The 12,243-nt window shown below is 69.7% G+C and carries 9 protein-coding genes; 7 read left to right on the plus strand and 2 right to left on the minus strand.

Translation table 11 applies throughout. The annotated features are described in order from the left end of the window. Window positions 1–31 precede the first annotated feature (31 nt). Window positions 32–898 carry a dihydropteroate synthase gene (folP, locus tag AMYAL_RS0126435; RefSeq protein WP_020634280.1) on the plus strand — a complete coding sequence of 289 codons (867 nt, stop codon included), beginning with the start codon at window positions 32–34 and terminating at the stop codon, window positions 896–898. On the opposite strand, the gene AMYAL_RS0126440 is transcribed toward folP, so the two are convergent. Further along, window positions 895–2,415 (minus strand): sensor histidine kinase, encoded by a 1,521-nt coding sequence (locus AMYAL_RS0126440; RefSeq protein ID WP_020634281.1) that lies wholly within the window; start codon window positions 2,413–2,415, stop codon window positions 895–897. The two genes, folP and AMYAL_RS0126440, sit on opposite strands and share 4 nt — an antisense overlap. 313 nt (window positions 2,416–2,728) lie before the next feature. Here AMYAL_RS0126440 and AMYAL_RS0126445 point away from each other — a divergent pair, with 313 nt between their 5' ends. From AMYAL_RS0126445 to AMYAL_RS0126460, 4 genes are all read left to right on the plus strand, one after another. Continuing rightward, window positions 2,729–3,790, plus strand: coding sequence for an ABC transporter substrate-binding protein (locus tag AMYAL_RS0126445; protein WP_020634282.1), 1,062 nt, complete (start codon window positions 2,729–2,731; stop codon window positions 3,788–3,790). A 16-nt stretch (window positions 3,791–3,806) separates the two neighbouring features. Further along, complete coding sequence (locus tag AMYAL_RS0126450) at window positions 3,807–4,589, plus strand: ABC transporter ATP-binding protein (protein WP_020634283.1); 783 nt, start codon at window positions 3,807–3,809, stop codon at window positions 4,587–4,589. Further along, window positions 4,576–5,469 (plus strand): ABC transporter permease, encoded by an 894-nt coding sequence (locus AMYAL_RS0126455; RefSeq protein ID WP_020634284.1) that lies wholly within the window; start codon window positions 4,576–4,578, stop codon window positions 5,467–5,469. The genes AMYAL_RS0126450 and AMYAL_RS0126455 overlap by 14 nt, the downstream gene beginning before the upstream one ends. A gap of 413 nt (window positions 5,470–5,882) precedes the next feature. Continuing rightward, window positions 5,883–6,815 (plus strand): acyl-ACP desaturase, encoded by a 933-nt coding sequence (locus AMYAL_RS0126460; RefSeq protein ID WP_020634285.1) that lies wholly within the window; start codon window positions 5,883–5,885, stop codon window positions 6,813–6,815. Window positions 6,816–6,993: 178 nt separating this feature from the next. Here AMYAL_RS0126460 and AMYAL_RS0126465 read toward each other — a convergent pair whose 3' ends face one another. Then, window positions 6,994–8,661, minus strand: coding sequence for a DEAD/DEAH box helicase (locus AMYAL_RS0126465; protein WP_020634286.1), 1,668 nt, complete (start codon window positions 8,659–8,661; stop codon window positions 6,994–6,996). A 304-nt stretch (window positions 8,662–8,965) separates the two neighbouring features. Between AMYAL_RS0126465 and AMYAL_RS0126470 the strand changes: the two genes are divergently transcribed. Further along, window positions 8,966–10,297 carry a serine hydrolase gene (locus tag AMYAL_RS0126470; RefSeq protein ID WP_020634287.1) on the plus strand — a complete coding sequence of 444 codons (1,332 nt, stop codon included), beginning with the start codon at window positions 8,966–8,968 and terminating at the stop codon, window positions 10,295–10,297. Between the two features lie 25 nt (window positions 10,298–10,322). Next, the gene (locus AMYAL_RS0126475) at window positions 10,323–12,053 is read left to right on the plus strand and encodes an acyl-CoA dehydrogenase family protein (RefSeq protein WP_039794130.1); all 1,731 of its coding nucleotides are present in this window, start codon (window positions 10,323–10,325) and stop codon (window positions 12,051–12,053) included. The last annotated feature ends 190 nt before the right edge of the window (window positions 12,054–12,243 follow it).

Consider the following 12,243-nt stretch of genomic DNA (forward strand, 5'->3'; position numbering starts at 1 on the left):
GTGAAAGCGCCCGCTCGCCTACGATCGGTCCGTGAACGAGCTGACCTTCCGCGGACGCCGCGTCGCCCGAGACCGCGCCCTGGTCATGGCGATCGTCAACCGGACCCCTGATTCCTTCTACGACAGGGGCTCGACCTTCTCGGATCCGGACGCGCTCGCGGCCGTCGCGCGGGCGGTGGCCGACGGCGCCGACATCGTCGACATCGGCGGGGTCAAGGCGGGTCCCGGTGCGGACGTCGACGTCGAGGAAGAGATCCGACGGGTGGTCCCGTTCGTGGAACGGATTCGAGAACTGCACCCCGGCCTGGTGATCAGCGTCGACACCTGGCGGCACGAGGTGGGCAGGCGCTCGGCCGAAGCGGGCGCGGACCTGATCAACGACACCTGGGCGGGGGCCGATCCGAAGCTGGCCGAGGTCGCGGCGGAATTCGGCACCGGTTACGTCTGCTCGCACACCGGGAACGCCGTCCCGCGCACCCGCCCGTTCCGGGTGAACTACCCGGACATCGTCGCGGACGTCGTCGCCGAGACGACGGCGCACGCCGAAGCGGTCGTCGCGCTCGGTGTCCCGCGCGAGGGGGTGCTGATCGACCCGACCCACGACTTCGGCAAGAACACGTGGCACAGCCTGGCGCTGCTGCGGCACGCGCGGGAACTGGCGGACACCGGCTGGCCGGTGCTGATGGCACTGTCCAATAAGGACTTCGTCGGGGAGACACTCGGCGTGGAACTCGCGGAGCGGGTCGACGGGACCCTCGCCGCGACGGCCTGGGCGGTGGCCGAGGGGGCGAAGGTGTTCCGGGTGCACGAGGTGAAGCGCACGCGGCAGGTGCTGGAGATGATCGCGTCGATCCAGGGGGTGCGCCCGCCCGCGCGCGCGATCCGAGGACTGGCTTAGCCTTCCAACGGGATCACAGCCGAAACCGTGGTCCCCGAGCCGGGCCGACCGTCGACGATCAGTTCGCCGCCGAGCGCGCGGACCCGGTCGCGCAGGCCGTGCAGCCCGGAGCCGCCGTCGATGTCGGCCGTGCCGGTGCCGTCGTCGTGGACGTCCACCCGCAGGCTGCCCTCCTCGACGCCGATGCGCACGCGCACCTCCCGCGCCCGCGCGTGCTTCAGCGAGTTTGTGACCGCTTCGGAGACGACGAAATAGGCCGTGGCCTCGACGGCGCCGCTGAGCCGGGGCACGTCCGCCCCGGCGAGGTCGACCGCGAGCGGGACTCGGTCCAGCAGCGACCGGACCGCGGGGATCAGCCCGGCCTCGGTGAGGATCGCGGGCCGGAGCCCGCGCGCGAGTTCACGCAACTCGGTGATGGTGGCCTGCAGTTCGTCGATGGTGCTCCTCAGCAGGGTCGCGACGGACGGGGTGAGGTCGCTCCCGAGCCGCCGTTCGGCCATCCTCAGCAGCAGCACGATGCTGACCAGCCGTTGTTGCGCGCCGTCGTGCAGATCCCGTTCGACGCGCCTGCGCTCGTCGTCGGCGGCGGCCACGATGCGGGCACGGGACGCCTGGACCTCGACGAGGCGTTCCTCCAGTTCCGCGGCGAGCCGCTGGTTGTCCAGCACCAGCCCGGCGGCGGCGTTGAGCGCGTCGATCGACCGGCTGTCCTTCCACACCTCGTCGTCCTGCACGAGCGCGGCCAGCCCGGAGCCGTCACGCTCCAGCAGCAGCCGGATCATCTCCGCGTTGCCGACCCGCGCCCGCAGCACCCCGATCAGGAACGCCAGCGGCCACAGGCAGAACGCGATCCGGTAGGCGTCCAGCAGCGGATCGGACACCGGATTCGCCGAGCCGAGCGCGCTGCCGACCGTGGTGCTCACCGCGCCGACCACGGCGATCGCGAGGACGGGGGAGAGCAGCCGCCGCTGCGGAAGCCGCCCGGAGAGCCAGCGGTAGAGCAGGACCACCACGACCCCGCCGCCGATCAGCGCGCCGACCAGCTCCAACAGCCGTTTGACCAGCTGTTCGGCCTCCGGTGACGCGGCGACCGCGGCGAGGTTCTCCGGGTCGTCGTTGACCAGCAGGCCGAGGACGGCCGCCCCGAAGACCACGGCGTACGCGGAGAAGGCGAGTACGCGTTCCCAGCGTGAGCGCAGGTTCCCGTGCGGGAAGGCGAGGACGAGGTGCGCGATCACCGGACTGGACGCGGCCGTCAGCGCCAGCCCGGCGGTGTGCGCGACGGGCTCCCTGGCGAACTGCAGGTCTTCGGCGAACAACGCGAGCCCGGCCACCGCGATGAGCAGGCCGATGGGGTTCGAGGCGCGGCGCACGTGCGCGACGGCGCCGGCGAGGAGGAAGAGGAACCCGGTCGTGGTGGACAGGGTGGTGTCGAGCGCGGTGTGCGTGCCGTCGGCGATCTTGAGCGTCGTCGCGGCGACGCCCATCCCGATCCCGGTGGTCAGCACACCCGCCATCGCCAAGCTCCGGGGGTGCTTCACCGCCACCTGCCGTCTCCCCCTGGTGGTTCTTCGCGGCACGCTCCGGTTGTCCGGTCGTCGCCAACCGTGATTCGCCCGTTCGGCCCGGACCGTTACACCGGGAGGACGCCCGAGCGGGGGTCATGGTCATGGGACGGCCGTCCTGATATGTGGAACAGCTGTCTCGCCTGGTGTCAAGGTTTCGCCGGATCAATCCCGTCATGCGGATGACGATGCATACGCATGGCCGAACATGCGACTCTGCGGCCACCACCCGAGGCCGAGCTGTATCCCCCGAAAGGCGACATCCGTGCGCACCCACCACAGAACCCGGATCCTGGCCGCGGCACTCGCCGCCCTGACCCTGGGCGGAGGAATCGCCGGGTGTTCACGCGCGGACAACGCCACCGCCCCGGCGGAGCAGAAGAGCCAGGGTGCCGCCGGTGAGGTTCGCGTCGGATACTTCCCCAACGTGACGCACGCGCCCGCGCTGATCGGGGTCAAGAACGGCTTCTTCGCCAAGGAGCTCGGCTCGACGAAGCTCACCACCCAGACGTTCAACGCCGGGCCCGAAGAGGTCAACGCGCTGCTCGGCAACTCGCTCGACATCGCCTTCATCGGCTCCGGGCCGGCGATCAACGCCTTCACCAAGTCCAAGGGTGCCATCCAGCTCGTCTCCGGCGCGGTCAGCGGCGGCGCGCAGCTCGTGGTGAAGCCCGAGATCACCACGCCCGAGCAGCTCACCGGCAAGAACATCGCGACGCCGTCGCTGGCGAACACCCAGGACGTCGCGCTCAAGAAGTTCATCGCCGAGAAGAAGCTGGCCGACGTCAAGATCACCAATCTCGACAACCCGAAGACGTTCGACGCCTTCAAGAAGGGCGAGCTCGACGGCGGCTGGCTGCCGGAGCCGTGGTCATCGCGGCTCGTGCTGGACGCGGGCGCGAAGGTCCTGCTGGACGAGAAGACCCTGTGGCCGGAAGGCAAGTTCCCGACCACGGTCGTGATCGTCCGCAGCGAGTTCCTGCAGCAGCACCCGGAGACCGTCACCGCCATCCTCAAGGGTGAACTCGCCGCCATCGACTGGGCGAAGACCAACCCCGCCGAGGCGAAGAAGGTGGTCAACGGAGAACTCAAGGCGCTCGCGGGCAGCACACTGAGCGAGGCCGTTCTCGACCGCGCGTTCTCCGGCATCGACCTCGGAATCGACCCGGTGGCGTCGACCTTCAGCCAGCTCGCGAAGGACTCGGTGACCGCGGGTGTGGTGAAATCCGCGGTGGACCTCAAGGGGTTCGCCGATTTCGGCCCGCTCAACGCCGTGCTCAAAGAGCAGGGCAAGCCCGGCGTGAACGCGCCCGGGCTGACGAAGTGACCGGAGGGGATCAGCGATGACGACCACCTTGGAGCCCGGCCTGTCCACCGGTGTCGCCGTGCGGCTCGACGGGGTCCGGAAGGCGTTCGGCCCGACCGGCCGCGCCGTCGTGGCCCTCGACGGGATGGATCTGACGGTCGCCCCCGGCGAGTTCGTCTGTCTCCTCGGCGCCTCCGGCTGCGGCAAGAGCACCCTGCTGAACCTGGTCGCGGGCCTCGACCGGCCGACGTCCGGCTCGATCACGCTCGAAACCTCCCGGCCCGCGGTGATGTTCCAGGAGGCCGCGCTGATGCCGTGGCTGACCGCGGCCCGCAACGTGGAGCTGCCGCTGCGTCTCGCCGGTTTCAGCCGGGCCGAGCGCCGCGAGAAGGCCGCCGAACTGCTCGAACTCGTCCGCCTCGGCGGCGCGGGCGACAAGCGGCCGCACGAGCTGTCCGGCGGGATGCGGCAGCGGGTCGCGCTCGCCAGGGCGCTGGCCGCGACCCTGCGCGTCGGCGGTGACCCCGAGCAGTCGCTGCTGCTGATGGACGAGCCGTTCGCCGCGCTCGACGCCATCACCCGCGACGTCCTGCAGGGCGAACTGCTGCGCGTCTACCGCAGCACCGGCACTTCGGTGCTGTTCGTGACCCACGACGTCCGCGAGGCCGTCCGGCTCGGGCAGCGGGTCGTGCTGCTCTCGTCGCGGCCGGGCCGGGTCGTGCGGGAATGGCGCGAGGTCCAGGCCGCCGACGCCGAAGAGCTGACGCTGGAGATCACCGGTCACCTCCGGGAGGTGATCAGTACCCATGCCGCGGCTTGACCGCCCTGACACTTCGGCGGAAGAGGCCGACGAGGCCGTCGGCGCGGGACTCGACTCGCTCGACACCCCGACCGGGGAACGCCGGGAAAGCCGGGGGAAGCGGTTCCTGCGCGGTTTCGTACCGCCGGTGGTCTTCCTGGCCCTGCTGGTCGCGCTGTGGCAGGCACTGTGGGCCGCCGCGTTCTGGCCGGAGTCGATGCTGCCCTCACCGCTGGCGGTGTGGGGCGAACTCGTCGACATCACGACCACGGGCCAGATCTTCGAGTTCGTGTGGACGTCGGTGCACCGGGCCGCGCTGGGCTTCCTGATCGGCGTGGTCATCGGGACCCCGCTCGGCCTGCTGGTGGCGAAGGTGCGGCTCGTCCGCTCGGCGGTCGGGCCGTTCCTGACCGGGCTGCAGAGTCTCCCGTCGGTGGCGTGGGTGCCGGCGGCGATCCTGTGGTTCGGGCTGAACGACGCGTCGATCTACTTCGTGGTCTTGCTGGGTTCCGTGCCTTCGATCGCGAACGGCCTCGTCTCGGGCATCGACCAGATCCCGCCGATCCTGCCCAGGGTCGGCCAGGTGATGGGCGCGAACCGGCTTTCGTCGGCGCGGCACATCCTGCTGCCCGCCGCGCTGCCCGGTTTCCTGGCCGGGCTCAAACAGGGCTGGGCGTTCTCGTGGCGTTCGCTGATGGCGGCGGAACTGATCGCGCTGTCCCCGGCGCTGGGCAAGGGGCTCGGCGCGTACCTGAACGAAGGTTCGTCGTTCAACAGCATGGAAGGCGTGATCTCGGCGATCTTCCTGATCCTGCTGGTCGGCGTCGGCATCGAGCTGCTGGTGTTCCGGCCGCTGGAGCGTTCGGTCCTGCGGGCGCGGGGGCTGACGGCCTCGCTTTAGGCCTCGTGAGTGGTGAGGATGGTTGGATCGGACCCATACTTGCTTACCCACGCCTGACCTGCGCGTGGGTGGCGATTCCGGGCCTGTCGGCTCGACGGTGAAGGAATCAGGACGTTGAACGTCCTGATTCCTTCACCGTCACGGGGTCGCCCGGTCTCGGATCTTGATCAAGGTCATGTCGACCACACCCTGGGGTAGACGACGTGACGGGGAAGATTCCGGACGTTCAACGTCCCGAATCCTCCACACCCGACCCACCAGCCGCACCAGTGGGGAGGCAAATACGGGTCCGTCAGAACCGGCCTTACCACTCACGAGACCGCACGTTCATCTTCCGTGCCTGGCTCACCTACGGCACCGTAAGTTACGGTGTCGTAGGTAGGCGTTTTCCGTAGCCCGGAAGGACGAAACGCATGGCGGTCCCCGAAAGCACCCGGCTGATGTTCGAGCTCGAGGGGACGGTCGAGGAGAACCTCAACCGGCATCTCTCGGTGGCCAAGGAATGGATGCCGCACGAGTACGTGCCATGGGACGAGGGCCGGAACTTCGCCGATCTCGGCGGGGAGGCGTGGGACCCCGAGCAGTCACGGGTGTCGCCGATCGCGCGGACCTCGCTGGAGGTCAACCTCCTCACCGAGGACAACCTGCCGAGCTACCACCGCGAGATCGAGCGCGCTTTCGGCCGCGACGGCGCGTGGGGTACCTGGGTGCACCGGTGGACAGCCGAGGAGGGCCGTCACGGCATCTGCATCCGCGACTACCTGCTGGTGACGCGCGCGGTGGACCCGGTCGAGCTGGAGCGGGCCCGGATGCAGACCATGCAGGCCGGGTACGACAGCGGCGACAAGCCGTTGCTGAACGTCTTCGCGTACGTGTCGTTCCAGGAGCTCGCGACGCGTCTTTCGCACCGCAACACCGGCAAGTACACGCAGGACCCGTTGTGCGAGAAGCTGCTCGCGCGCGTGGCGATGGACGAGAACCTGCACATGATCTTCTACCGGAACCTGGTGCAGGCGTCGCTGCAGCTTTCCCCCGACGCGATGATGCGCGCCATCACCGACGAGGTCGTCCAGTTCCAGATGCCGGGCGCGGTGATCCCGAGCTTCGTGCGGAAGGCCGCGCTGATCGCGAAGGCGGGCATCTACGACCTGCGGATCCATCACGACGAGGTGATCTGGCCGTTGCTGCGGCAGTGGAAGGTCTTCGAGCTGGAGGGGCTCGGCGAGGTGGGGGAGAAGGCCAGGGACGAGCTCGATCAGTTCCTGAAGGGCCTCGACACCCAGGCGTCGCGTTTCGAAGAGCGGCGCGCGGCCGCTGAAGCCCGCTCCGCCGCCCGACACGCGTAACCCGCCCCCAGACACACGAGATCCGGCCCCAGTCACACGAGATCCGCCTCCAGTCACGCGAGATCCGCCGGGCCGCACGCCGAGCGGGCTCGGCGACGCCGTGTCGGGCGACGGATTACGCGTGACTGGAGGCGGAACTCACGTGATCGGGGGCGGAACTCGCGTGATGGAGGGCGGACTAGCGCGAGCGGCGTGAGCCGGCGCGGGTCCCCGAGGAGAACGCGGCGGCACCGCCACGGCGGGCCGGAGCCCCACCGGACTGGTTACGCGAGGACTGGGACTTCGAGGCACCGGAACCACCCCGGCGCGGCTGGGACTCGGCGGCACTGTGGCGTCCCTGACGAGCCTGGCCGCCCTTCGGCGCACCTTCGCGACGTCCGGTGGTCTCGGCCGCACGACGGCCCTGACCAGCGGAAGCGCCACCGCGGCGGTCGCCATCGGCGCGAGGCTGACGCGAACGGCCCTCGGAGGAGCCGCCACGGCCGGAGGAACCGCCACGGCCCCGGCCGCCACCGGAAGCACCGCGGCCACCGGCGGACGGGCCACGGCCGCGACCGGTCCTGGTGCCCCGGTTGGCGGGGCGCTCTTCTTCCTCGCCCTTGCCGCGGATGGCCTCACCGCCGGCGGTGACCTTCTTCGGCCGCGTGTCCACGATCGGCCGCCGCGGCGACGCGGTGAACGAACGCTCGCCGGGCGCCAGCTCCGACAGCAGCGGGTGGCCGGGGCCGAGCTGCGTCGTGGTCGGCTTGATGCCCGCCTTGCGGGTGAGGTCGCGGACGTCCCTGACCTGCTCGTCGGTCATCAGCGTGATGACGGTGCCGGACGCTCCGGCCCGTGCCGTGCGGCCCGAGCGGTGCAGGTACGCCTTGTGCTCGACCGGCGGGTCGGCGTGGATGACCAGCGTGACGTCGTCGACGTGGATACCGCGGGCGGCGATGTCGGTCGCGACCAGCGTCTTCGCCGCGCCGGAGGCGAACGCCTCCAGGTTGCGCGTCCGCGCGGTCTGGCCGAGGTTGCCGTGCAGTTCGACCGCGGGCACGCCGGAGGCCATGAGCTTGCGCGTCAGCTGCTTGGCGCGGTGCTTCGTGCGGGTGAACACCAGCGTGCGGCCCGGCGCGGCGGTGAGGTCGATCAGCACCGGCAGCCGGTGGGTCTCCTCCAGGTGCAGCACGTGGTGCTCCATGGTCGAGACCGGCGACTGGGCCGAGTCGACGCTGTGCGTCACCGGGTCGTGCATGAAGCGCTTGACCAGCACGTCGACGCCCGCGTCGAGGGTCGCGGAGAACAGCAGCCGCTGCCCGCGCTCCGGGGTCTCGGACATGATGCGCCGGACGTCGGGCAGGAAGCCGAGGTCGGCCATGTGGTCGGCCTCGTCCAGCACGGTGATCTCGACGTGGTCGAGTTTCGCCTCACCCGAGCGCATGTGGTCGGCGAGGCGGCCGGGGCAGGCGACGACGATGTCGACGCCGTCACGCAGCCGGGTGATCTGCGGGTTGGGGCTGACCCCGCCGAAGATGGTGGTGACCTTGAGGCCGAGCGGTTTGGCCAGCGGCAGGAACGACGCCTCGATCTGGGTGGCCAGTTCGCGGGTCGGCGCCAGGACCAGCGCGCGCGGACGGCCGGGGCGGCGCCGGGTCGGGCCCTCGGCGAGCCGCGCGAGGACGGGCAGCACGAAGCCGTAGGTCTTGCCGGAGCCGGTGCGGCCGCGGCCGAGGACGTCCCGGCCTGCCAGCGAATGCGGCAGCGTGGCGGCCTGGATCGGGAACGGGCTGGTGACGCCCTGCTCGGCGAGCGCGTCGACGAGGATTTCGGGCAGGCCGAGTTCGGTGAAGGTAGGTGTGCTCATAAGCGTATGGGCGCGGGAGCGCCCTGGTATCTCCGTAAGGATAGGAACGGTTGTCCTGCCCGGCGCAGACCTCGGGGGCCGCGGCGCGTGGTCTTCGACAACGAAACGCGGCCCGAGGCAGAACTGAGCGGACCGCAAGTCGAGTGTACCTGGGACGTGATCTCCCGTGCTACGTGATTTCCCCCGCACGGCGTTCGCGCGGCCCGACGAAGTGGGCGGGCGATGTTCGTCGGTTTCCACGAGCCCGGCATCCGCGCCCGGTGAAACGCTGGTTCGACCAGCCCCGGCGTGAAAGGTGACGCGAGTGTCGAAGGAACTTCAAGGCCTGCTCGACGAATGGGCGCGTGAGGCGGGCGTCCCCGGAGCCGTGGTGGGTGTGACGCACCGGGGCGAGGACTCGGTGTTCGCCACCGGGGTGTCCAGTGTGGACACCGGGCAGCCGGTCACCACCGGCACGTTGTTCATGATCGGCTCCACCAGCAAGACCTTCGCCGCGGCCGCCGTGCTCGCCCTGGTCGAAGACGGCGTACTGGACCTCGACAAGCCGGTGGTCGAGTACCTTGACGGGCTCGAGCTCGCCGATCCGGTCGCGCAGAAGTCGGTGACCCTGCGGCATCTGCTCACTCACTCGGCCGGGTTCCTCGGCGACGTGGACTTCGGCACCGGCTGGGGTGACGACGCGCTGGCCATGGCGATCGCCCGGTTCGGCGACCTGCCGCAGGTGTTCCCGCCCGGTGCGGCGTTCTCCTACTGCAACGCCGGCTTCCAGCTGGCCGGACGGGTCGCGGAGGTGGTGTCCGGCGTTCCCTTCGAGGAGCTGGTCCGCACCCGGCTGCTCGAACTGCTCGGCATGACCGAGTCGTACTACTTCCCGTGGGAGGTGCTCACCCGCGGTCACGCCGTCGGCCACGCGCTGGGCGAGGCCGGGCCCGCCGTCGAGCACACCGTCGGCCTGACCCGCGCGGACAGCGCCAGCGGCGGGCTGTGGTCGACCGCCGCCGACCAGCTGAAATGGGCGCGGTTCTTCCTGGCAGGCGAGTCGGCGGGCAAGGCGCCGCTCACCGCCGAGACCCGTGATCTCCTGCGCGCGCCCCAGCGCGCCGCGGCGCTGCCGTTCGAAGAGGTCGGGCTCAGCTGGCTGCGCACGCGCCACGGCGACGCGCGGCTGGTCCGGCACGGCGGCAACGTCGGCAACCTGCAGATCTCGGAGTTCGTCACGCTGCCGGAGGAGGACTTCGCGGTCACCGTGCTGACCAACAGCGGGGGCGGCGGGGCGCTCGGCCCCCGCGTCGTCGACTGGTGCCTGGAGAACCTCGTGGGGCTGCCCCCGATCGCGAGCGCCCCGCCGTCACCCCAGCCGGATTCCGCCGAGTACCTCGGCCGGTTCGAGACCGGTGACCTGGGGTTCGAGATCTCCGACCGGGACGGCGCCCTGTGGGGGCAGATGGTCGTGAACGTCGAGGACATCCCGTCCCCGCCCGCGTTCGAGGTCGTCTTCGTCGGTGAAGACGTGCTGGCCAAGGCCGCCGACACCCGTCGCCCCGCCGCGCGCTTCCTGCGTGACGAGCATGGACGGGTGACTTCGATCGAGTTCGGTGGCCGGACGGCGAAGCGGCGCGATACGGTTACCGAGTAGTAACTTCGGCTGACCAGGAGTGACCATGAGCGAAAAGGCGACCGCGTTGTTGCTGAACCCTGGCGGGTACGACCCCCGGCAGTTCGACCCGGAGACGCGTCGCCTGCTGCGTGCCACCATCGAGTGGTTCGAACAACGCGGCAAGCGCAAGCTCGTCGAGGACTATCACGACCGGACCTTTTACGCGGACTTCATCGAGTTCGCGGGCAAGGAAGGCCTGTTCTCGACGTTCCTCACTCCTGGCGCCAACGCCGAGGGCGACCCCGACAAGCGCTGGGACACCGCGCGCGTCGCGGCGCTCTCGGAAATCCTCGGTTTCTACGGCCTGAACTACTGGTACCCGTGGCAGGTCACCATCCTCGGCCTCGGCCCGGTGTGGCAGAGCGCGAACGAGGCCGCCCGCAAACGCGCGGCGGACTCGCTCGCGGCAGGCGGCGTCGCCGCGTTCGGACTGTCCGAAAAGGAGCATGGCGCCGACATCTACTCGTCGGACCTCGTGCTCACCCCGGACGGCGAGGGCGGCTATCGCGCGAACGGGTCGAAGTACTACATCGGCAACGGCAACTGCGCGCGGACCGTGTCGGTGTTCGGCCGCATCGACGGTGTCGAGGGCCCGGACCAGTACGTGTTCTTCTACGCGGACTCGGAGCACCCGAACTACCGCGTGGTGAAGAACGTCGTCCCGTCCCAGATGTACGTCGCCGAGTTCGAGCTCGACGACTACCCGGTGTCCGAAGAGGACATTCTGCACGTCGGCGCCGAAGCGTTCTCCGCGGCGCTGAACACGGTCAACATCGGCAAGTTCAACCTGTGCTTCGGCGGCATCGGGATGTCGACGCACTCGCTGTACGAGGCGATCACGCACGCGCACAACCGGGTGCTCTACGGCAAGAAGGTCACCGACTTCCCGCACGTGCGCCGGGAATTCGTCGAGGCGTACGCGCGGCTCGTCGCGATGAAGCTGTTCTCCGACCGCGCCGTGGACTACTTCCGCAGCGCGAACGCGGACGACCGCCGGTACCTGCTGTTCAACCCGATCACCAAGATGAAGGTGACCACCGAGGCGCAGAAGGTCATCGGCCTGGTCGCGGATGTGGTGGCGGCCAAGGGTTTCGAGGCCGACACTTACCTCGCGATGTCGAAGAACGACATCGACGGCCTGCCGAAGCTGGAAGGCACGGTGGCGGTGAACCTCGCGCTGATCGCGAAGTTCGTGCCCGCGTACCTGTTCGCGCCGCAGGACTACGAGCCCGTGCCGACGCGCTCCGACGCCGCCGACGACGAGTTCCTGTTCCGCCAGGGCCCCGCGCGCGGGCTGTCCAAGGTGCGGTTCCACGACTGGCGTGAGGCCTATGCCAAGGCGTCCGCGATCCCGAACGTCGCGCGGTTCACCGAACAGGCCGAGGCGCTGGTGAAGCTGTTCACCGACGCCACCCCGGACGAGACGCAGCAGCAAGACCTCGACTTCGGGCTCGCGCTGACGGAGCTGTTCACGCTGGTCGTCTACGGGCAGCTGGTGCTGGAGCAGGCGGAGATCACCGGTATCGAGACCGAGGTCGTCGACCAGATCTTCGGCACGCTGGTGCAGGACTTCAGCGTCGCCGCGGTCGACCTGCACGGGAAGTCGTCCTCGACCGAGGCGCAGCAGGCGCTCGCGCTGGCCTCGATCCGGAAGCCGGTCGTCGACGCGGCCCGCTTCGACCACGTGTGGTCGCTGGTGCGGGACCTCTCCGGCGCCTACGCGATGAACCCGTGAGCTGAGCCGAGGGCGGGGAATCCGGGTCGGCGACCGCGGATTCCCCGCCCGCCCGCTTCGGCGCGATCATTCTCCAGGTTGACTGAATCGACCTCGAAAGTATTCACCTTACTGCTATTGGGCTAATCGCATGATGCGAAGAGTGTTCAAACATGCGTTCCCGTGTGCGGTCGATGCCCCAATCAGTGGC

This window comes from Amycolatopsis alba DSM 44262 (genome assembly GCF_000384215.1).
Taxonomy (GTDB): Bacteria; Actinomycetota; Actinomycetes; order Mycobacteriales; family Pseudonocardiaceae; genus Amycolatopsis; species Amycolatopsis alba.

Bases quoted from the DNA above. Each gene is read 5' to 3' on its own strand.
- AMYAL_RS0126450 (WP_020634283.1), top strand. From the start codon at position 3,807: ATGACGACCACCTTGGAGCCCGGCCTGTCCACCGGTGTCGCCGTGCGG.
- AMYAL_RS0126460 (WP_020634285.1), top strand. From the start codon at position 5,883: ATGGCGGTCCCCGAAAGCACCCGGCTGATGTTCGAGCTCGAGGGGACG.
- AMYAL_RS0126440 (WP_020634281.1), bottom strand. From the start codon at position 2,415: ATGGCGGGTGTGCTGACCACCGGGATCGGGATGGGCGTCGCCGCGACG.
- AMYAL_RS0126465 (WP_020634286.1), bottom strand. From the start codon at position 8,661: ATGAGCACACCTACCTTCACCGAACTCGGCCTGCCCGAAATCCTCGTC.
- AMYAL_RS0126475 (WP_039794130.1), top strand. From the start codon at position 10,323: ATGAGCGAAAAGGCGACCGCGTTGTTGCTGAACCCTGGCGGGTACGAC.
- AMYAL_RS0126455 (WP_020634284.1), top strand. From the start codon at position 4,576: ATGCCGCGGCTTGACCGCCCTGACACTTCGGCGGAAGAGGCCGACGAG.